The organism is Microcoleus sp. OTE_8_concoct_300, from assembly GCF_031383065.1.
In the GTDB taxonomy this organism is placed as follows: domain Bacteria; phylum Cyanobacteriota; class Cyanobacteriia; order Cyanobacteriales; family Microcoleaceae; genus Microcoleus.
This window is the reverse complement of sequence record NZ_JANMZH010000771.1, coordinates 1-19,810: the sequence shown is the minus strand read 5'-3', so window position 1 is coordinate 19,810 and position 19,810 is coordinate 1. Positions and strand designations below refer to the sequence as shown.

The following is a 19,810-nucleotide window of genomic DNA, read 5'->3' as shown; positions in this document are numbered from 1 at the left end:
TTGATTCTAGGGATGTTTATCATTGCCCTATCGTCTTTTCCCGGTCTACCGATTTTGCGAAAGCCGCCAGCACAAGGCTGAACTTCGCTCGTATAGGCTGTTTGATCCATCGTCTCGGGTGGGTCGTTGACCAATTATATTTTAATATAAAGCCGTCCTAAAAGGACGAGGTTTCTACCCAATTTTCTGATGAGCAACATCCTAATTGTCCCCGATCCCCTAAAAACCCACTGGGATTGCCCCGAGTGCGACGGCACAGGTACAGTCAGCCCAGAAACTTGCCCCGTATGCCTCGGAGCAAAATACATCGATCTCGCTGCGATAACTAACTGGATGCTCGATTTTATGGAATCTCGCGGCTGCAACCCTGATGAAATCGAGCAATTGCGAACCGAAAACCCAGACCCGCTGACCTTAACTTTTTGCCTCGAAATTTGTATAGCCCTTAAATAAACAACAACAAAAACCCTCTCTCAACTCTTCCATTCTCTTCCTTTGTGCCCTTCGCGCCTTCGCGGTTCCATCAAAAAAAACTCCTTCACAAATCAATTAAAACTGCCACATCAATACCCAATCTTCAGTGTCCCTTAACCGGATGTTGACCGTAAAAAGGCAAAGCACCCGACCAATCAGGGCGACTTCCTTGTTTCCACTCCAAATAAGCCAATTCCAACACACTAGAAACCGACCAACCCAACTCGCTGCCAACTTCAATTAACTGATAGGAATTTTCCCAACTTTCCAACTTTTCCTGCCAGGATTCCGCCGTCATCACCGTATCAGGAAACAACTCAGTTAAACCCGAATTACTGTTAACTGAATACACAGCCCCAAACAATTGTCCCCGCTGTGCAGGCATTTGCAGCGCGATGCTCAAAAGCCCCCCCTTGCTAAGGGGGGGTTGGGGGGGTTGGGCCCAAGCGACAGCGGCCAAAGTTGAAATCGCAAAAACAGGAATATCCAACTGTTGAGCCAAAGTCCGCGCCGTCACCATACCCATGCGAGTCCCCGTGAAACCTCCGGGCCCCTTCGCCACTGCAATAAAAGCCAAATCCGCCCAAATTTGCGGCCCCATAAACTCTACTAAATGCTGGTGCAAATCAGTTGCTAAACTGCGCCCCAAATTCCAAGTTTGACAGCGAGAATCGCCGGCAAAATTGCTGATGGCTAAACCTAATTCGGGAGTTGCCGTGTGCAAGGCTAAGCCGTATTTTTTAACTAATGTTTCGTCTTGGGGGTTGCTATTCACAATTAATGATAATTTTCCTTAACAAAAAACAGCGGAAAAGCCACAACTAAGCAACCCAAAAGAATGCCAAATATTCCCGTATTTAAAATCCTTGAATTCCCCAGACCCCCACTCATCAAAAACAGCACTACTAAACTTGCAAATAAATTATTAGTGGCAAATTCTTTATTTTGGGAAACTTGATGCTTGACGGTCATAAAACCCGACGAAACTATTAGCGCGAACCAAGAATTAAAAATTACTATTTGAGAGCCAAAGATAAACCAAACTAAGGCAAACATTAGCGAATCTATCCAAAAATCCTTAGTTTTGAACTTCGGTAGCCAAAAATTTGGGGTAACAACAGGGGCGATTTTCTTGAGTAATTTATTGTGTTTCAGTCGCCGGAGTTTGTTTCTCAATTTAATCTTGGGATCGATTTGCAATAATTGCTTCCACTCGGGGACGCGAGAATTGTTGACTCTTCCCAACAGCTTAACGGTTGCGACTTTATTTAAGTGCAAATCGGTGAGTCGGGTGGCAATTATTTGAGATAAGTGCGGATAGTAAACGGGGTTGTCTTCGGTTCTGTTGATGACGATATTTAGCTGTTGCTTGGCTTGACTGACTTGGATTGTAACATTGTACGGGGCGATCGCCTCTTGCAAAGCTTCCTGGATTTCGGCTTGCTGTTGGCGAGTAAAAAGCGACACACCAGGCGCAGGTGTAACCACCCGTTCTGCAGGCGTTTCCGGCGCGTCTAGCACCGGCTCTGCGTCTAAATACACCGGTTTGGGGTTCAAGTGCCGGATGACTGCTGATGCTGAACTGTAGCGCCGCTTGGTGGCACTTTGGAGCATGGTGTCTAGGATGTGACCCAAATCGTCGCTAACAGCAGTCTTCAAATAATTTCGCCAAGCCCAAGAATCCTCTGTGGTGTCGAACAAATCGAAGGGAGGAATTTCAGTCAGCAAGTGAATGCAGGTAACGCCCAAACTGTAGATATCGCTGGCAAAAACTGCTTTCCCCATCAATTGTTCTGGGGCTGTATAAGCAGCACTGCCGATGATTGTACCAGTTTGTGGCAATCCGGTAGCTGTTACTTTCTTAGCTGCACCAAAGTCTACTAAAACAATATCTTTTTGGAAAGGAGAGGGTTGATAGGAATTTTCTAAGGCCGATAAAGGGGCTGGAGATAGTCGGCGGCGAATGATATTTTCTGGTTTGATATCGCGGTGAATGACTTTGGATTTGTGGACGAAGTGGAGCACTGGCAATAAATCGTTGAGGATTTGCCGAATTTGAGTTTCTGTGAATGCTCCTTTTTGTTCTAATTCTCGGGCTAGGTTTTTGCCGTCTATAAATTCTTGTACTAAATACTGTCTCCCGTCTTGTTCAAAATGCGCGATTAATTCGGGAATCTGGGGATGTTTTCCCAAGGTTTCTAGCTGGGCTGCTTCTTGGTGAAATAGTTGAGCGGCTTTTTCGCCTGCGGTATTTTGTGGGATAAATTGCTTGATTACGCACTGCGAAAAAATCACAGGTTTGGTTTCATCAACTGCTAGAAATGTTCTGCCAAAGCCTCCTTGTCCGATCGGCTTTATGGTTCGGTAGCGAGATGCTGATGGCGTTGCTGCGTCAAGAGTTAACAACAATTTTGAGCCGCAACTTTGGCACAATTCTGCATCACCTGGGTTTTGCGGATTGTGACAAGTTGGGTTTAAGCAATAGCTCATTGGATTTTAGATTTTAGATTTTAGATTTTAGATTTTAGATGGAAAATTGGGCATCGGGCATCGGGAATTGGGAATTGGGCATCGGGCATCGGGAATTGGGAACTGGTTATTGGTTGTTATCGCCAACAAATCACAAAAAAACCATAAAAAACAACAAATAGCAACCAACAACCAACAAATAACTAATGACTAATGACTAATGACTAATGACTAATGACTAATGACTAATGACTAATGACTACTGACTACTGACTAATGACTAATGACTTCTTCCTTAAGTCGGGACGAGTTCGCCTGGCCGCAATGAGGCCCATTTGCCGGTCTCTTGCTTGAAACTCTGGCACCCGACTACATCCCATTCCATTTCAATTTCGTCTTGGCGGGGACGGATGTTGACGTTGATGGTGGGTTCTACGGGGTCGAAATCGGGTGTTTCGGTGAGGTGAATCTGTTCGTGCTGTTCTTCTACGGCGTGGTAGGTGAAGCAGCGGTCTACATAGTGGCAGTTAATACAAATACACATTCTTGATATCCTCTGTGCATTTCAAAAAGATTGGTGAATTTCGAGCTTTCTGTTAATCTAGCGTAGCAAGAGCTTAATTGTTTGTAAGTTTGTTTATTTTTGTTGCGATGCCGATTAGTTTGCCCTCTGCATTATCTCCTGATACTTGGCCGTTTGATTTGGAAATGCTGACACCGCCTGCTTATCTGGTGGGGGGTGCGGTGCGGGATGCGCTGCTCGGGCGCCGATCGCACTATTTTGATTTAGATTTCGTTATGCTAACACGGGCAGTGAAGACTGCTCGAAAAATTGCCGATCGCGCGAAAGCTGGATTTGTGTTGTTGGATGCGGAACGCCAAATTGCGCGGGTGGTGTTTGCCGGCGGTACGGCGGATTTTGCCCAAGCGGAAGGGGGGAATCTGGAGGAGGATTTGCTGCGCCGGGATTTTCGGATAAATGCGATCGCCTGCAATCCTTTTACCGGAGAAATCATCGATCCTTTGGACGGTCAAACTGACTTGCGGTTGGGTTTGCTGCGGATGATTTCGCGGTCAAATTTGGAGGACGATCCGCTGAGGTTATTAAGAGCTTACCGCCAAGCGGCGCAGTTGGGTTTTGCAATCGAAGCTGAAACTCAATCTGCGATTCGGGAATTGGCGCCGCTGTTGAGTCGGGTAGCGGTGGAACGGGTACGGGCAGAATTGGGTTATTTGTTGAGTAATCCTGAGGGTGTTCCTTGGATTTGTCGCGGTTGCGAAGACGGTTTGTTTTCGATTTGGTTTGAAAGTGCGATCTACCGTTTTGATATTTTGACAAAAATTGATGCGTCTGCTGCCTTGTTAGCGACAATTTATCCAGATTTGGGGAGAGAATTTTCGCGATCGATTCGAGATACGATTAAAACGCCGTTGTTGGCGGTTGCGAAGTTGGCCCTTTTGGCAGATTCCGACCCGACAATTGCTGAAACCCAGTTGCTGCGGTTGAAGTACAGCAATGCGGAGATTAAAAGTGCGATCGGGCTTTTGAAATACTTGCCCAAATTGCCAGCAAAACCAATCGCGGAAATGTCTTTGAGAGAACAGTATTTTTTGTTTCGGGATGTAGGAATAGTATTTCCAGTTTTAGCAGTTTTGGCGGTGGCTGCGGGAGTTGCGATTGATGAAATTTCACTGTTAATTAATCGCTATCTCGATGCTGATGATATTATTGCTCATCCCACACAATTAGTTAGCGGCAATGATTTAATGGAATATTTAAATTTGCCCAGAAGTCCGCGCATCGGTCAATTTTTAATGGAGATTCAATTAGCGCGCGTGGAGGGGAGAATTGCGACTCGCGAAGATGCGCTGAAATTGGCGGCAGAGTTGGTAGATAAATCAGTTGAAGTTTAGATTTTCCACTAATGTTAGAAACGGGCAAGATGCCCGTTCCACAAGACACTTAATTTAATTGTATTGTGGGCCGTTGCTCTGAGCAACGCCCTAAAAAGTTAGTATACAATGGTGCAAAATGTGCATATTAACTGATATCTTGCACCATTGTCAGCAACAGGCAAGATGCCTGTTCTACAAAATATAAATTTTCTTGTGGAACAGGCCTCTTGCCTGTTCATAAAAGGCTAATTGACAAGGGTGCAACATATGAGTATTAAACAACATCCCTTAATTCTCCCGGCAATTCAAACTTGCCATCGGCACCCGGTTCAAACTCAACAACTTTCAACACAGCATCAACATTCAGCGGCCCGTAAATGTGCGGGTAATTCTCACCCGCAGCCAATTCATACTTAATTTCAGATTCTACTTTTTCCGAGTCAATCGAAAGCAACAGCAATCCTGTTTGTCCCACAAAAAATTTATTAGCAGATTTAAGAACTTGCGGCAGAGTCGAACAGTGGATAAATCCTTCAGAATCTAGCGTATCTCCGCGATAGGATTGAACTTGTTTTGATTGTTCCCACTGTTGGCTGTGGGTGATGTGAAAAATAATGCTCATAATTGAATAAGTTCTAGGTTTAATCGACAATTGGCAGCAAAATTTGAGAGGGACAATTTCCGCCACAACTTACTGTCAGCGTGATAATTTTAGCATCGATCGTCCGCGCTTCACCGTCCGGCGCACCCGTTCCCAGATTCACGTCGTAAGCGGGAAAACAAGCCGCACTCAAACTCAGACGAAACGCATTACCTTTGGCAATTTGCATACAAGTTGCTTGCAGCACAATTCTCACAGGTGTTTCACCTGAATTCACCCGCACGTAACCTTGAGTAAAATTGTAGACGCTGCCGCTATCTTTGACCTCAGAAAGTATCGCACACAAATCAAAACTCGGCGCATCGGCGGTACAAAATACTTCGACAATTATATCTCCAGCTAAGTGCAAATTTGCTGTTAGCGGTGCCGAAGTGTATGTTAAAACATCGGTGCGGCAGTCAATAGTCGATCGCTCCATCGCACCTGCAGGAAATGCAGCGTGACCTCCCAAGGATGGCACCGGCCGCCAAGGGTTATGTACAAATATATCATCAGTGCAAACATCCGCGCCACTCTCTGTTAAAATACCCGCATCTTCTCTCATCGCGGCAAGTCCGGTACTTGCTAAAAAATAGGATTTATGATTATTATTAGGCCATTTATCAAATTTCCGCCAATCATTCCTCCCCATCTCAAATAGCGAAATCGGCAGCTCATCTAATATTCCTGTATCAACTCCTTTGAGGAAGTGATCGAACCAGCGAATTTGCAGCACATCCACAGGATTTGAAGCTGCAAAACCATAATCCAACGCTCCAACTTTTCGCCCCCAAGGTAAATGCGCCCAAGGGCCAATTATCAAATGCTGCGGACAGGAACTCCGCCTCACCATTTCCTTGTAAAGATAGATTGTTCCCCGCAAATAAGTATCAAACCAACCGCCAACGTGCAGCATTGGCAAGTCTAAATCTTTGATGTTTGGCGATAACTTTTCCCAATACTCGCTCGGTCGATCATTATCCAACCAATCGTGATAATATGAGTCGGGGGCAAGATTTTTAATAATCTCAGGACGCGTCGGCACATTATCGTATAGCGGGAGATTTCTCGAAGCTGCATACAAGGCTTGATAGGCAGAAATATCGGCTTTTAAGCGAGCGGTTTCTGCGGCTAGCTGAATTGCCCAGCCGAGATTTGATTGCAGACAAAACGCGCCGCCGCCCTAGGCCCAATCTGCGTATAAATTGCAGCCTACCATTGCCGGACAAATTGTGATTAAAGCACTCGGTTTAGCAGCAGCAGTGTAGAGTTGAGTCATGCCTTGGTAGGAAAAACCATACATTCCGACTTTGCCGTTACTTCCCGGCAAATTAGCTGCCCAATTGACGCTATCAAAACCGTCTTGTGTTTCGCTAACAAATAGGTTAAATTCGCCTTCGGAAGTGCCGCGTCCCCGCACGTCTTGGATGACAACGATGTAGCCGTGTTTGGCGTACCATGCGGGATGGGAATATACTAATGTAGAAGCGATCGCCCTTCCGTAAGGTTGCCGCATTAATAATACTGGAAATTTGCCCGCAGTATCGGGGCGGTAGATGTCAGCATCTAAACGCACGCCATCTTTAGTTAGCATTGACGCTGTTTCTTTCGGGCAAAGTTTCAGCATAAATCCTAAAGAACATCAACTAAAAAAGTTAGTAGTAACTGAGATGTTGCACCATTCTCGATCAGCCTTTTATGAACAGGCAAGATGCCTGTTCCACAACAAAATTCATCTCTTGTGGAACGGGCATCTTGCCCATTCTTGAGAATGGTGCAAAATGTGAGTAGTAACTGACATCTTGCACCATTCTCGATAAATCTTTTAGGGGCGGGATCTCCTGCCCACCCCACAAGAAAATTCACTCTTTGTGGAACAGGCATCTTGCCTGTTCTTGATAATGGTGAAACATCTCAGATAATATCAATTCCGCCTGTGCCGGAATGATATCAAATCCCCACTTCATCGTCCTGATCAAGTCGAATCAAGCTGCCAACAAATAAGGAATGAGAATTAAATAACTTCCACAAGTTTGTGGGACGGGCGGGACGCCCATCCCACAATAATAATTAAAATTGTAAGTTATTTAATTCGCGATCCTAAGCGCGCCATTTTCAGTTTTTTGACTCACAGTCAACAGTCAACTGTCAACCGTCAACCGTCAACAGTCAACAGTCAACCGTCAACCGTCAACAATCACGGACGGTGCAACCGGAATCAATATAATTCTCATTCATCACAACTAAAGTCCTCACTACAGACTTTATAGGTTTGTAGTGAGGACGAAAGTCCTCAAACTCAGATGCTACTAAGCCGCAGCCAAATTTGCTGCTGCGAACTCCCAGTTAGCCAAATTATCCAAGAAATTAGTAATGTAGTCGGGACGGCGGTTTTGGAAATCCAAATAATAAGCGTGTTCCCACACATCCAAAGTCAGCAACGGAGTTTGGCCGTGTGCTACGGGCGTGTCAGCATTAGCTGTTTTGGTAACTTTCAAAGTGCCGTTGTCTAAAACTAGCCAAGCCCAGCCACTACCGAACTGAGTTGTCGCAGCAGTCTTGAATTCTTCTTTGAATTTGTCGAAGCTGCCGAAGTCGGCGTTGATTTTGTCAGCTAAAGGTCCTGTCGGAGTGCCGCCGCCGCCCGGTGCGAGGGAATTCCAGAAAAAATTGTGGTTCCAAACTTGACCTGCATTGTTGAAAATGCCGGCTTTGGATGGGTCTTTAGCAGATTCCTTGACAATTTCTTCAAGGGATTTGCTGGCCATTTCAGTCCCTTCAATCAGTTTATTCAGATTGGTGACGTAAGCAGCGTGGTGCTTGTCGTGGTGGAACGAAAACGTGTCCGCCGACATATGACCTGACTCGAGGGCGTCAGGGGCGAAGGGTAATGGTGCGAGTTCAAATGCCATTGTGTTCAATCCTCTCTGGATTACTTTTGGTTTTTGGGTTAACTTTCCGGCTTTTGTATGATTAAAGCCGAGATTCGCTAGCTTGAGTTTATCAAGCTGTGGTAAATAATTCTTTACAATTTTCATATTTTATAGCAGTTGCGGCATTTCAGGATTCAGACTTCTATTTTTTAGATATCAAAGCTACTTATTGCAGGCTTCAGTTAGCATAAGCTATCACTAAATGTCAAGCCACCTGGGAGGCAAATTAAAGTGTGTGTGAAATTGTCAACCGATCGAAAATTTATGAGACTGATAAATAGATTAAACCTGTAAATTGTCAAAGATCAACCTAAGTTCAATTAAGCTGTAAGAAAGTCAAACAAGTTGCAGGAGCTGTCAATGGAAAACCGTTTAAACAACTCGTCCAGTCACCCCCCTCAATGGTTGAATCTGCCATTAATCGTCACCGCTCTGGAAACAGTCCAAGACTTAATTGTAATTTCCCTATGTATTGGTTTGTTTTGTTTCATGGTGCTAGAACTGCGAGAAATGTTCTTCTCGCTGCTACCTCCTTTGAATTTCCAGCAAGTCACTGCCGATATTTTATTTCTATTAGTTTTAGTGGAATTATTTCGGTTGCTAATTATTTACTTGCAAGAACAAAGAGTTTCGATCGGCGTAGCTGTGGAAGTTTGTATTGTATCAGTTTTGCGAGAAGTGATAGTGCGGGGAGTGCTGGAAACTCCCTGGGTTCAAATATTATCAACAGGCGCATTTTTGCTGGTTTTGGGAGTGTTGTTGGTAGTCCGAGTTTGGTTGCCGCCAACCTTCGAGGGAATTGACCCGGAACGCCGCATGGCTAGCAGAAAGAGAAATCTATCACAGCCTGAATCTTCTTCCGAGCCTCTTGCAGTCAATAGCAAGTTGAATTCTCACTGAGATTTAAGATTTTAGATAAAACTCGGCCGTAGGAACCGATCCTACACAAACTTTCGTCCTACCTCTTAGGATCGCGAATTAAATAACTTACAATTTTAATTGTTATTGTGGGACGGGCGGGACGCCCATCCCACAAACTTGTGGAAGTTATTTAATTCTCATTCCTTAGAAACTAAAGAATAATATCAATTCCGGCAGTCAGGCCGGAATGATATCAAATCCACGCTTCGGGAGTCGGGCGTAAACTCGAATCAAGCTACCAACAAATAATTCGCGCAATTTTCATTTTTTTGACCCCTCCTTCAACAGTCAACAGTCAATCGATTTTAGATTTTAGATTAAAGAATTGAAGCATTGACCGCACGGATACATTCGGGGGGCAAGTTTCATCGGATACAGGTTTTTTATTTCTGGACGGATGAATCCGGGGGCTTGTATCCTGGATGCTTTCGGTCAACTCTCAACAGTCAACAGTCAACAATCAACAGTCAACAGTCAACAGTCAACAAGCACGGACGGTGCAACCGGAATCGATATAAAGAGGGTATTACCATGCATCTTCGTAAAATAACCCTGATAACGTTTGTAGTGAGTAAGCTGTTGCGGCATTTAAATTGTATGTCAAAAAAAATTCAAGTCTTGTGGGGTGGGCGTCCCGCCCGCGGAGAATATACAATTTAAATGCGCGACAGCTTACGACCGTCCTCACTACAAACCTATTTGATTGAGGTTATGCGATCGCACATCTTACCCGTTAGCCTGCAATTCCCCCAAACGAGCCAACACTTCTTTGGAGTGAATCGCCGGATTAATCTTCACAAAAGTTTCCCGCAAAACGCCTTCAGGGTCAATAATAAAACTGTGGCGCGCCGAAATAAAACTCATCCAAGAACCGTAAGCTTTACTCACTTTACCATCCGTATCAGCTAACAGCGGAAACTTCAAACCTTCCGAATCGCAAAATTCCGCGTGGGAGTTGACATCATCAGCGCTAATGCCGATAATTTGAGTATTCTTTGCCAAGTATTTCGGAAAGTCTTCCTGAAATCGACGCGCTTCGATCGTACATCCCGAGGTAAAGTCTTTCGGATAAAAATAGACTACCAGCCACTTACCGCGAAAATCCGACAGGGAGACTTGTCCGTCGCCGCTGTTTGTCGGCAAACTAAAATCCGGTGCGGCTTCATTCACCTGCGGAAGCTTGCCGCCGAGGGCAAATGCAGGTGCGGCAAAATTGAAACTTAGAAAAGCTAGACAAATTGCCAATAAAGTGCTAAACAACTGGCGGCGGGAGATCATAAATTTAGAAGTAGAACTGTACTTAACACAAGTTTACAGTTTTCTGATTAAATGGGTAGAGGCAATTCGTGGATTGTTCCTAAAACCCAAATATCACTCACTCAAATAGCAATTATCTATGAGCGCTGCACTCCCGTTACCAGGCAAAGCTATAGTAGTTCAGGTAATTAACGGTCAACCCGTTACGATCGAAGTCGATGGCACTAATGCGCCTATTACCGCTGGCAATTTTGTTGACTTAGTTGAACGTGGCATTTACGACGGGGTGATGTTTCACCGAGTTGTGCGCCAGCCCGATCCTTTTGTGGTGCAAGGAGGCGATCCGCGCAGCAAGGATACGACAATTCCCGCAAGTCAATTGGGAACGGGTAATTTTATTGACCCGGATACTAATCAGGCGCGTTTTATTCCTTTGGAAATTAAGCCGCAAGGGGCCGCGCAACCTGTTTACAACCAAGTTGTAACCCAGACGCCGCAGTTGCAGCACACTCGCGGGGCCGTGGCAATGGCTCGTTCTAGTGCTTTGAATTCGGCTTCTTCGCAGTTTTATTTTGCTTTAGACAACTTGCCGTTTTTAAACGGCAATTATGCTGTTTTTGGCAATGTAATTCAAGGTTTTGAAACGGTTAATGCCGTGCAGCAGGGCGATCGCATTTCGACTGCAAAAGTCGTTCAAGGTATTGTCCCCAGTCGGGTTTCCAGCATCATTAGCGATGTTAATGTGCTCAACGATTTAATCAATACTACCAATTTTCTAAATCTATCTTTGCGAGCGCTCAGATTGCCAAACACCCCCAACAACTATCAAGTCACTTCCCAAGACTCTCAGCAAAATCCCAGCGGTGTAGTGGGAGGTAGCGGCAACGATCGCATCGTCGGTTCACCCACTGATGATGCAATTAATGGCAGCCAAGGCAATGATAACATTAGTGGTGAAGCCGGTGACGACTTTTTGCGAGGTGGCAAAGGTAACGACTCCATTAGCGGAGGTGTTGGCAACGATATTCTGATTGGCAATTTCGCTGACGATACTCTCAATGGTGATGCTGGTAACGACTTTTTGCGAGGCGGTCAAGGGAATGATATCTTAATGGGTGGTGATGGCAATGATATTTTGATTGGAGATACAGGCAACAATACTCTCACAGGAGGTAGTGGTGCAGATACTTTTGTTTTGCTCGGAGTAGATCCTGCTTCTCTTCCTTTTATTACCCTACCCCCGACAAGTCATACAATAGTTGATTTTAGACCAGAGGAAGGCGATCGCATTGCTTTGACAGGAAATTTATCCGATACTACATTCACTCAATCTGGAAGCAATACTGTCATTAACTTGGCAGCGGCTGGTACTGTGGTACAAAATTCTACTGTCGCCTCTGTTCAAAATGCAGCCTTTGCAATTCCTTTATCTAGGATTCCTAGTCGTCCTAACGATCTACCAACTGGCGATGCAGCCTTGAGAATTGGCTAACTTTAACTATAGGTGTAGGGTGCTTATGGCGCACCTTACAAATTCCCCAATTCCCCAATTCCCCAATTCCCAATTCCCAAATTCAACTAATACCATAGCTGTCTAATTTTAGAAACCGCTTCTCGATAATAATCTATTTGCCCCTGCAGCTTAAAAAGCCCTGCCGCCTTCTGAAAATCCTCAAATGCTCCCTGAACCTCTCTCAATTTATATCTAATCACTCCTCGGTTGAAGTAAGCTTTAGCAAAATCGCGATCGAGGCGAATTGCTGACTCAAAGTCAGCGAGTGCTGCCAGGGAATTTTCCATTTGCAGGCGGATAGAACCTCGGTTAAAGTAAGCTTGGGCTAAATTGGGGTTGAGCAGCAGTGCCGAGTTGTAATCCGCGATCGCCGCAGTATAATCTTTTAAACGAGTCAGCATAAACCCCCGATTGCTGTAATACTTGGCTCGGTAAGGATTGATTTCGATGGCGGTAGTTAAATCTTCGAGCGCCGATTGTTTGTAGCCTAATTTGTAGCGGGCCACACCGCGATCGTTGTAAGCTGACGCGAATTGCGGATTAATGTTAATTGTGGCAGTAAAATTTTTAATCGCACCGTGCAAGTCTTGTTGTTCGAGATTTTTTAAACCCTGAGTGTAAAATTTTTGGGTACTAACTTTTAAATTTGCCTCTTGTCGGGATTCAGCTTGCTCGCCCGAAAATACTTTGCCTACAATATTAGCGAATCCCAAAGATTCGATCGAATTGAAAATAGTTGTCACAACTAATTGGCTCGGGAGAAGAGGAATAGTAGGCATGGGAGAAGTGGTGCTCAACTGTATGCTGTTATTTTCGTCCATACTTGAGCTATTCACAGTGATATCCGTACTCTCAGGAATGTGATAAGTTTGATGAGATTTGGTGATACTGCGACCTTGACTTGTGTGATGAAACTTGGGCTTAGTTAGTGAGGACGATCGCAATTAAGAAAAATTGCGTCTACAACCAGCTAAATATAAGGTTTTGAGGCTATGTAGGGAGTTTCTTCCGAACCATATTGAGAAGTTCCTACCGGGATTGTTTGGAGGTAGGCCCTGCGGCCTCCTCAGCAACTGCCCGCCCCCAGTGTTACGTGGTAGGGATATTAGGGATATTGCACCGGGGGGGGCGATCGAACTTGTGGCTATCTTGTACCCGCTTTTAACGAAAAATCTTAGTTTGGGACCGAGGCATCTGTGAAGCAACCGGGTTTCTCGCTCAAAGCGCGTCTAAGACTGCCCCAGTTAAGTTGGTGCCTGCGCCAACCCCCGATGAACATTTAACTAATATTTTTAAGTGAAATTGCGGAGGAAAGTTGCACGTTATTTGCTATGCTTTATATTATACATCAAAAATCTATTGTGCAAATTAGTGTCAATGAAAAGACTTCTGACATTGAAAACTTTCTTCGCGGCAGTGTTGGCGATCGTCCTGTTCACTCTCTACTTAACTCCTCCTGTGATGGCAGCGAATACCGAGGACTTGAGCCAGCTCTTAAAAGATAATTGGTGCGTCAGCTTTCTGTGGAAGCAGTGCGATTTGAACGCTGTCGATTTGCGGGGAGCTAATCTCCAAGAAGCCAATTTGAGCGGGGCTAATTTGTCCGGCGCCAATTTGTCGGGTGCTAATTTAAAAAATGCTGACCTTTCTGATGCCGACCTCAGAGGTGCTAATTTAGCAAATGCTGATATTTTGGGGACGGATCTGAGTCGAGCCAATTTGACCGAAGCTAATTTCAAGTCCACGAGATTGTGGGATGCTAATCTGACTTTGGCAAATCTGAGGCGCGCCAATTTACAAGATGCTAATTTGTTAGATTCTCGACTGTGGGGAAGCAATCTCGCAGAAGCTAATTTAACTCATGCGACGCTGCACGGTGCTGACTTGCAATATGCTAATTTGGCGGACACTAATTTGACAAATGCTGATTTGCAGAGCTTCTTTTTCAGAGGTTCCAAACAAGTCACAAATTTGAGCAATGCTAATTTAGAAGGCGCTATTTTAACGGGAGCAAATCTCAGAGGTGCACTACTGACAGGGGCAATAATGCCCGATGGCTCAATTAATGAAGAAATTGGCTTTAATTTAAATTAAAGTTAAATTAAAGTCTGTCTCAATAAGGTCAATAACAGGCTTTCGGACCAGTTTCGCAATCAATGAATTATCTGGTGTAATAGGCTCCGCCCGTTGCAAACACCTTGTTGAAGATCTTGTCAAGATATCAATTTAAACCGGGGTGCCATCTACCTTTTAACTCCCAACCAGTAAAGCTCGCTAAAATCTTAAATCTCAAACCGAACCTGCGCGGATCTGTTACAATTTTTAACAGATCCCAAACAGCAGTGAGCCTGAACTCACCCGCCTAGAGATACCATGCCACGTACTCCTGTCGTGAAGACAAAAAAAATTAGATATTTAGTTTAATCTCCCAGATTCATCTGTAGAGTCAATTCTTTAATCTAAAATCGACTGTGGAGAGGAAAAAAAATAGATATTTAGTTTAAACTCCCAGGTTACTCTGTGTAGTCAATTCTAAAATCTAAAATCTAAAATCGACTGTGGAGTCAATTCTAAAATCTAAAATCTAAAATCTAAAATCGACTGATGGAAACCCTGCAAACCCAACTTTACGAACTCGCACAATTTGCTAATAATTTAGTAAATACTCAACTGACACACCTCAGTTTCGTCAGCGTCGGAGTCATCTTTCTGGCAGGGTTGCTAACGAGCTTAACGCCCTGTATGCTTTCAATGTTGCCGATCACGATCGGCTACATCGGCGGATACGAAGCAAAAAGCCGCCTGCAAGCCGCTGCCCAGTCGGCGTGGTTTTCCCTGGGATTGGCGACAACCCTTGCGGGTTTAGGTATTGTAGCATCATTTGCCGGACAAGTTTACGGCAAAATTGGGCTGGGTTTGCCGATTGTTGTCAGCATTATCGCTATTATAATGGGGCTGAATTTACTCGAAGCTTTACCCTTGCAAATGCCCTCTTTCGACTCTGTGGGGTGGGTTCCGAAAGATTTGCCTGCGGGGGTGCGATCGTACTTATTGGGCTTAACTTTTGGTTTAGTAGCGTCTCCGTGCAGCACGCCGGTTTTAGCTACACTCTTAGCTTGGGTTTCCAAAACGGGAGATACAGTTTTAGGTGGTGTGTTGCTGCTGTTTTATGCTGCTGGGTACGTCGCTCCGCTAATAATAGCAGGGACTTTTACTGCCAGCATCAAAAAGTTGTTAGAATTGCGTCGGTGGTCGAGTTGGATTACGCCTGTTAGTGGCGTTTTGCTAGTAGGATTTGGCGTTTTCTCCCTGCTTTCCCGGATCCTTCCCGCGTAAGTAAGTTTCGTTGTCAGGACTTCTGTCCTTATTTAGAGATATAGCAATCACTACGGAATTCGTGAATTAAGTTTTTTTATCCAACCGCGAAGACGCGAAGAACACGAAGGAAGAAAGAAAAGAGAAAGACTTCAACATTGATTTAGAGTTGCTAAAAAAATAATAATATCTTCTTGATTTTTTGTTGTTCCCTCCTCTTTGTTCCTTCTTCCCTCTTCCTTCTTCCCTCTTCCCTCTTCCTGACATCCGTTACATCCGTTACATCCGTTACAAAATCCGTTGCCGAACTTTCTTCATAATTACCAATGACATCAAAAGACGTATTTCTATCAAAACTATCAAACTGGGCGACTGCCCCTCAAAGGTTTTTCAAGCGAGAAATCTTGCCGATGCTAGCAGATTTGCGGCTGGCAATTATCTTGCTGCTGGTGATCGCATTTTTCAGCATTTCCGGCACTGTCATCGAACAAGGCCAATCAGTACCCTTTTACCAATCTAACTATCCAGAACACCCCGCTTTGTTCGGCTTCCTAACTTGGAAAGTTGTCCTAATTGCAGGACTAGACCACGTCTACCGCACTTGGTGGTTTTTGTCAATCCTAATTTTGTTCGGCAGCAGCTTAACAGCTTGTACCTTTACCCGACAATTTCCCGCATTAAAAGCCGCCCGCCGCTGGAAATTTTATGAAGAACCAAAGCAGTTTGAAAAATTAGCTCTCAGTGCGGAATTAGAAACAGTTGGTTTAACTTCGTTAGAACAACTTTTGCAGCAAAAAAACTACCGCATATTTCGAGAAGGCGAAAAAGTTTATGCTCGCAAGGGAATAATTGGCAAAATCGGTCCGATTATTGTTCACGCCAGTATGCTAATTATTTTAGCTGGATCGATGTGGGGCGCGATGACGGGGTTTCTCGCTCAAGAAATTGTTGCCAGCGGCGAAACATTTAAGGTGCAGAATATCCTGGATGCGGGGCCTTGGGCCCGGCCGCAAATACCTAAGGATTGGTCGATGCGAGTTAATCGGTTCTGGATCGATTATAGTCCGAGCGGTGCGATCGACCAATTTTACTCTGACCTGTCAGTTTTGGACAAAACAGGCCAAGAGGTCGATCGCAAAACTATTCACGTTAACGAGCCGCTCAGATACCGGGGAGTCACTTTTTATCAAGCAGATTGGGCAATAGCCGCCGTGCGAGTTCGCCTCAACAAAAGCCCGGTTTTACAATTGCCAATGGCTTTGTTAGACACTCAAGGTAAAGGCAGAATTTGGGGAGCTTGGATTCCGACAAAACCTGATTTGAGTGCAGGAGTTTCTCTGCTAGCAAAAGACTTGCAAGGCACAATGTTAGTGTACGGTACCGATGGCAAATTGTTAACTACAGTTCGCGCCGGCACAGCGGTTGAAGTTAACGGAGTGATGCTGGGAATTGACGAAGTTGTAGGCGCTACGGGATTGCAAATTAAAGCCGATCCGGGTATTCCGATAGTTTATACTGGCTTCGGGTTGCTGATGCTCAGCGTGCTGATGAGCTATCTGTCTCACTCGCAAATTTGGGCTTTGGAAACAAACGGCAAACTCTACGTCGGCGGGCGCACGAATCGCGCTCAGGTGAGTTTTGAAAGAGAAGTTGTGGAGATTTTGGACAAGTTGGCAGAATCGAAAACAGCAGAGGAAAAAAGTGCGATCGCCCCAACTTCTGTTGCAAGTCAAACCTAACCGTAGGGTGCGCACCCGTCCCGCACCTTACACCAACGATAAATAGACCTCTTGCAAAAATCCTTTTCCTCAATTGATGGGACGGGCTCTGGGGCCCATCCCACAAGAGTTATTTTTTCTTGTGGGATGGGCCGAAGAGCCCGTCCTAATTATTTTTGCAAGAGGTCTAATATCAAAAAGATTAGTTGAGTTTGTAGGGTGCGCCTTGCCCGATTTGTCGAGGTGGTTAATTTGAACCGGAGAAAAAGCAGAAAACCGCTATTTCACGTGCCGATTATTCAAATTTCAAGCAATGAAAATTGGTATACGGAGTTTGGTTTCAAAATCAAAACGCTGAAACGCCGGTCAATCGGTACTCTCCGGTGCGCGACAAACTCAACCGCTGCGCAGTGCACACCCTACAAACTACGAGATTTTAAGCGTTTGAGGGACTTTTGGACTCGCTTGAGAGGGCTGCCCTGACCAAGAATTTCAAAGGTGGTACCCGCCACGTGATTTATCCGTGGAATCAATCCAAAATAGAAAATCGAAAATCCTCAAGCCCCCGCATTTATCCGCGGGGTCAATCTAAAATCTACAATCTAAAATCTACAATCGATTGACGCACCCTACAATTACTTACTAATTTTAACAATCCTATTTCTTAAAACTATTGTGGGCCGTTGCTTCGACGCCGCCCCACAATTAAATCTCAATGCCACAACCGCTTAATACCCGCCCTACTTCTGATGCGACACCTCAATCACAGTGTGCACGTTCCCCCGCGGCGAAAAATCGCCCTTAATCGTCGCTTCTAGGGGCGCGCAAGCTGCCACAAAATCGTCTAAAATTTGATTGATCGATTCTTCGTGAGAAATGTAGCGATCGCGATAACTGTTAATATACAGTTTGAGTGCCTTTAACTCTACCACCCGCTCGTCGGGTACGTAAGTAACGTGAATTGTCGCAAAATCAGGATAGCCAGAAAACGGACACTTGCAAGTAAACTCCGGCAAAGTAATGTTAATCGAGTAGCGCCGCCCGACTCGCGGATTTGGGAAAGTAATTAACTCCCCCTCCAAAATCTGGCGTTCGCCGTATTTCATTTCCTCGGTGCTTGACTTTTGGGACATAGTTTCTTCGGCTGCGTAGTTGTTCATAGCGATCGACAAAAAAGTTGTAACATTTAATTAAATTTACTATAAATATCTGTAACAAATATCTTGACAAATTGTGTTGCGATCGATCTAATTGCAAATACTCTCAGGCTAAACTAAAAAAGTTCACCCTCGCCATCTACAATTATGCAAAATACTACCTTACCTGACAATACTTCCCCTGAAAACTCAAATAGTTACTCTCCATCGGTACCGATTTCCCTCTATCGAGAAGTCACGGCCGAGCTGCAAGCAGCCCAAGCGATGCTCGACTCCCTCAAAACCCACAATCAGCAATTAGTCCAACAAAATCAACAACTGCGGCGAGAAGTAGAAACAGTAGTTCAAGTATCGCAACAGCTACAGCAAGTAGTCAACTCGGCTCAGAGCGTCACGCAGACAGGGATGCCTCAAATGCCGTCAGTCAAATTCAATTTCAGTGTGGAACCGGAGTCCCCACCACCTGCAACCTCACAGACTAACTCTGCCTTACCTCAAGCACCCCCCGCCCCTCAGACAGTAGCCTTCCCTTTCCCCCTACCGGAACCGGAGCCAACAGCCGCCTCGATGCCGCAGCCACTTCCAGAACAATTATTTACAGAGGTGCCGGAAATTCCTTACCGTTTGCGTTCTAAACCCAAAAAAGCCTCAGACTTAAGCGGATTGTGGTTGGCCATCGCGATTTTTCTGATTGTCATTGCAGCTTTCGGCGGAGGTTATTTAGTTGTCCGCCCTTTATTAATGAAAAAGTAAATTCCAGAAAAAGTAAATTCCAACAAGAATCCCACGGTTCGAGCCGTGGGATTTTAAACAAAACCTAGCATAAAATGTTCAAAGTTACGCTAATTGGCCATCATCCTCTGGCGGCAATCGTTTCTACTGAACGAGGCGCATACTGCTCTTCACAAGCAGAACCTACGATGCCCACCCCTGGCTCGAAACCGCGCGTGAACTCAGTGAGTTTTACCTGTTTAGCTTCCAAAGCTGTCTGTAGCACCTTCATGGCTCGGTGAGGGTCGCCGGCCCCGCAGAAAAATAAGTCTGCAGCAAAATAACCGTGTTCAGGCCAAGTATGGATTGCTATATGAGACTCTGCCAAAGTAGCAGTAGCTGTCACTCCGTGAGGACTAAACTGGTGGACGCACAAATCGATGAGAGTAGCTCCTCCGGCTTCGATCGCATCGAGTATGGCGCGGCGGATACGTTCAGGATCGTTGAGCAGGTCTCCAGGAGACTGCCAAGCATCAGCGACCAGATGGGTTCCCAATTGTTTCATTCTGCGGGGTTTTACCTCTAACTCATAATGTCTCAAACCTTCTTACACTAGCACCATGTAGAAAATTTTGCAAGTATGTTTCACAAAGAAAGATACAGATTAAGTAGTCAGACAGAATTAATTACACAAATACATAGTATAATGATATTCCAGGCAAAATTATGAGTTAATTACAGTTTCCTATGATGTTTATCAGAGAAATAAATCCTCTTTCGTCTAAATTGCTCGACTCGAATTCATC

General features: G+C 44.9%; 18 protein-coding genes and 1 pseudogene. 8 read left to right on the top strand and 11 right to left on the bottom strand.

Annotated elements, in window-relative coordinates; all coding sequences use genetic code 11:
* Nucleotides 1–189 precede the first annotated feature (189 nt).
* Nucleotides 190–453, top strand: coding sequence for a hypothetical protein (locus ACUVJL_RS34460; RefSeq protein ID WP_445176063.1), 264 nt, complete (start codon nt 190–192; stop codon nt 451–453).
* A gap of 124 nt (nt 454–577) precedes the next feature.
* Here the strand turns inward: ACUVJL_RS34460 and tsaB are convergent, their stop codons facing one another.
* From tsaB to ACUVJL_RS34445, 3 genes are all read right to left on the bottom strand, one after another.
* Nucleotides 578–1,249, bottom strand: a complete 672-nt coding sequence (tsaB, locus tag ACUVJL_RS34455) for a tRNA (adenosine(37)-N6)-threonylcarbamoyltransferase complex dimerization subunit type 1 TsaB (protein ID WP_445249938.1) — start codon at nt 1,247–1,249, stop codon at nt 578–580.
* 2 nt (nt 1,250–1,251) lie between these two features.
* Nucleotides 1,252–2,964 (bottom strand): protein kinase domain-containing protein, encoded by a 1,713-nt coding sequence (locus ACUVJL_RS34450; RefSeq protein ID WP_445249937.1) that lies wholly within the window; start codon nt 2,962–2,964, stop codon nt 1,252–1,254.
* Nucleotides 2,965–3,238: 274 nt separating this feature from the next.
* On the bottom strand, nt 3,239–3,487 hold the full coding sequence (locus ACUVJL_RS34445) for a Ycf34 family protein (protein ID WP_332955532.1): 249 nt from the start codon (nt 3,485–3,487) through the stop codon (nt 3,239–3,241).
* Nucleotides 3,488–3,594: 107 nt separating this feature from the next.
* On the opposite strand from ACUVJL_RS34445, the gene ACUVJL_RS34440 reads away from it, so the two are divergent.
* Complete coding sequence (locus ACUVJL_RS34440; RefSeq protein ID WP_445249940.1) at nt 3,595–4,857, top strand: CCA tRNA nucleotidyltransferase; 1,263 nt, start codon at nt 3,595–3,597, stop codon at nt 4,855–4,857.
* A 256-nt stretch (nt 4,858–5,113) separates the two neighbouring features.
* On the opposite strand, the gene ACUVJL_RS34435 is transcribed toward ACUVJL_RS34440, so the two are convergent.
* From ACUVJL_RS34435 to ACUVJL_RS34420, 4 genes and pseudogenes are all read right to left on the bottom strand, one after another.
* Nucleotides 5,114–5,461, bottom strand: a complete 348-nt coding sequence (locus ACUVJL_RS34435) for a DUF952 domain-containing protein (protein ID WP_445249936.1) — start codon at nt 5,459–5,461, stop codon at nt 5,114–5,116.
* 19 nt (nt 5,462–5,480) lie between these two features.
* A pseudogene (locus ACUVJL_RS34430) lies at nt 5,481–7,073 on the bottom strand (CocE/NonD family hydrolase).
* A 38-nt stretch (nt 7,074–7,111) separates the two neighbouring features.
* Nucleotides 7,112–7,363 (bottom strand): hypothetical protein, encoded by a 252-nt coding sequence (locus tag ACUVJL_RS34425; protein WP_445249935.1) that lies wholly within the window; start codon nt 7,361–7,363, stop codon nt 7,112–7,114.
* 425 nt (nt 7,364–7,788) lie between these two features.
* Nucleotides 7,789–8,391 (bottom strand): superoxide dismutase, encoded by a 603-nt coding sequence (locus ACUVJL_RS34420; protein WP_445249939.1) that lies wholly within the window; start codon nt 8,389–8,391, stop codon nt 7,789–7,791.
* A 381-nt stretch (nt 8,392–8,772) separates the two neighbouring features.
* Here ACUVJL_RS34420 and ACUVJL_RS34415 point away from each other — a divergent pair, with 381 nt between their 5' ends.
* Complete coding sequence (locus ACUVJL_RS34415; protein WP_445249934.1) at nt 8,773–9,312, top strand: phosphate-starvation-inducible PsiE family protein; 540 nt, start codon at nt 8,773–8,775, stop codon at nt 9,310–9,312.
* A 747-nt stretch (nt 9,313–10,059) separates the two neighbouring features.
* Here the strand turns inward: ACUVJL_RS34415 and ACUVJL_RS34410 are convergent.
* Nucleotides 10,060–10,611 carry a peroxiredoxin gene (locus ACUVJL_RS34410; protein ID WP_445249933.1) on the bottom strand — a complete coding sequence of 184 codons (552 nt, stop codon included), beginning with the start codon at nt 10,609–10,611 and terminating at the stop codon, nt 10,060–10,062.
* Nucleotides 10,612–10,729: 118 nt separating this feature from the next.
* Between ACUVJL_RS34410 and ACUVJL_RS34405 the strand changes: the two genes are divergently transcribed.
* On the top strand, nt 10,730–12,082 hold the full coding sequence (locus tag ACUVJL_RS34405; RefSeq protein ID WP_445249932.1) for a peptidylprolyl isomerase: 1,353 nt from the start codon (nt 10,730–10,732) through the stop codon (nt 12,080–12,082).
* A gap of 86 nt (nt 12,083–12,168) precedes the next feature.
* Here the strand turns inward: ACUVJL_RS34405 and ACUVJL_RS34400 are convergent, their stop codons facing one another.
* Nucleotides 12,169–12,924 carry a tetratricopeptide repeat protein gene (locus ACUVJL_RS34400; RefSeq protein WP_445249931.1) on the bottom strand — a complete coding sequence of 252 codons (756 nt, stop codon included), beginning with the start codon at nt 12,922–12,924 and terminating at the stop codon, nt 12,169–12,171.
* Nucleotides 12,925–13,480: 556 nt separating this feature from the next.
* Between ACUVJL_RS34400 and ACUVJL_RS34395 the strand changes: the two genes are divergently transcribed.
* The 3 genes from ACUVJL_RS34395 to ACUVJL_RS34385 all read left to right on the top strand — a co-directional run bounded on the left by ACUVJL_RS34395 (nt 13,481) and on the right by ACUVJL_RS34385 (nt 17,157).
* The gene (locus ACUVJL_RS34395) at nt 13,481–14,197 is read left to right on the top strand and encodes a pentapeptide repeat-containing protein (protein ID WP_445249930.1); all 717 of its coding nucleotides are present in this window, start codon (nt 13,481–13,483) and stop codon (nt 14,195–14,197) included.
* Nucleotides 14,198–14,707: 510 nt separating this feature from the next.
* Entirely contained in the window at nt 14,708–15,439 is a 732-nt protein-coding gene (locus ACUVJL_RS34390; RefSeq protein ID WP_445249929.1) for a cytochrome c biogenesis protein CcdA, read from the top strand.
* Between the two features lie 305 nt (nt 15,440–15,744).
* On the top strand, nt 15,745–17,157 hold the full coding sequence (locus ACUVJL_RS34385; protein ID WP_445249928.1) for a cytochrome c biogenesis protein: 1,413 nt from the start codon (nt 15,745–15,747) through the stop codon (nt 17,155–17,157).
* Nucleotides 17,158–17,876: 719 nt separating this feature from the next.
* On the opposite strand, the gene queF is transcribed toward ACUVJL_RS34385, so the two are convergent.
* Nucleotides 17,877–18,296: a preQ(1) synthase gene (gene queF / locus ACUVJL_RS34380; RefSeq protein ID WP_333439570.1), complete on the bottom strand. Its 420-nt coding sequence runs from the start codon at nt 18,294–18,296 to the stop codon at nt 17,877–17,879.
* A gap of 144 nt (nt 18,297–18,440) precedes the next feature.
* Between queF and ACUVJL_RS34375 the strand changes: the two genes are divergently transcribed.
* A complete protein-coding gene (locus ACUVJL_RS34375) occupies nt 18,441–19,046 on the top strand; it encodes a hypothetical protein (RefSeq protein WP_445249927.1) in 606 nt (201 codons plus the stop codon).
* 100 nt (nt 19,047–19,146) lie between these two features.
* Here ACUVJL_RS34375 and speD read toward each other — a convergent pair whose 3' ends face one another.
* Entirely contained in the window at nt 19,147–19,569 is a 423-nt protein-coding gene (gene speD / locus ACUVJL_RS34370) for an adenosylmethionine decarboxylase (RefSeq protein WP_190743421.1), read from the bottom strand.
* Nucleotides 19,570–19,810 lie beyond the last annotated feature (241 nt).

Excerpts from the sequence above, each read along its gene's own strand:
- ACUVJL_RS34460 (WP_445176063.1), top strand. The coding sequence starts at position 190 with ATGAGCAACATCCTAATTGTCCCCGATCCCCTAAAAACCCACTGGGAT.
- ACUVJL_RS34450 (WP_445249937.1), bottom strand. The coding sequence starts at position 2,964 with ATGAGCTATTGCTTAAACCCAACTTGTCACAATCCGCAAAACCCAGGT.
- ACUVJL_RS34445 (WP_332955532.1), bottom strand. The coding sequence starts at position 3,487 with ATGTGTATTTGTATTAACTGCCACTATGTAGACCGCTGCTTCACCTAC.
- ACUVJL_RS34440 (WP_445249940.1), top strand. The coding sequence starts at position 3,595 with ATGCCGATTAGTTTGCCCTCTGCATTATCTCCTGATACTTGGCCGTTT.
- ACUVJL_RS34435 (WP_445249936.1), bottom strand. The coding sequence starts at position 5,461 with ATGAGCATTATTTTTCACATCACCCACAGCCAACAGTGGGAACAATCA.
- ACUVJL_RS34425 (WP_445249935.1), bottom strand. The coding sequence starts at position 7,363 with ATGCCTGTTCCACAAAGAGTGAATTTTCTTGTGGGGTGGGCAGGAGAT.
- ACUVJL_RS34420 (WP_445249939.1), bottom strand. The coding sequence starts at position 8,391 with ATGGCATTTGAACTCGCACCATTACCCTTCGCCCCTGACGCCCTCGAG.
- ACUVJL_RS34415 (WP_445249934.1), top strand. The coding sequence starts at position 8,773 with ATGGAAAACCGTTTAAACAACTCGTCCAGTCACCCCCCTCAATGGTTG.
- ACUVJL_RS34410 (WP_445249933.1), bottom strand. The coding sequence starts at position 10,611 with ATGATCTCCCGCCGCCAGTTGTTTAGCACTTTATTGGCAATTTGTCTA.
- ACUVJL_RS34405 (WP_445249932.1), top strand. The coding sequence starts at position 10,730 with ATGAGCGCTGCACTCCCGTTACCAGGCAAAGCTATAGTAGTTCAGGTA.
- ACUVJL_RS34400 (WP_445249931.1), bottom strand. The coding sequence starts at position 12,924 with ATGGACGAAAATAACAGCATACAGTTGAGCACCACTTCTCCCATGCCT.
- ACUVJL_RS34395 (WP_445249930.1), top strand. The coding sequence starts at position 13,481 with ATGAAAAGACTTCTGACATTGAAAACTTTCTTCGCGGCAGTGTTGGCG.
- ACUVJL_RS34390 (WP_445249929.1), top strand. The coding sequence starts at position 14,708 with ATGGAAACCCTGCAAACCCAACTTTACGAACTCGCACAATTTGCTAAT.
- ACUVJL_RS34385 (WP_445249928.1), top strand. The coding sequence starts at position 15,745 with ATGACATCAAAAGACGTATTTCTATCAAAACTATCAAACTGGGCGACT.
- queF (WP_333439570.1), bottom strand. The coding sequence starts at position 18,296 with ATGAACAACTACGCAGCCGAAGAAACTATGTCCCAAAAGTCAAGCACC.
- ACUVJL_RS34375 (WP_445249927.1), top strand. The coding sequence starts at position 18,441 with ATGCAAAATACTACCTTACCTGACAATACTTCCCCTGAAAACTCAAAT.
- speD (WP_190743421.1), bottom strand. The coding sequence starts at position 19,569 with ATGAAACAATTGGGAACCCATCTGGTCGCTGATGCTTGGCAGTCTCCT.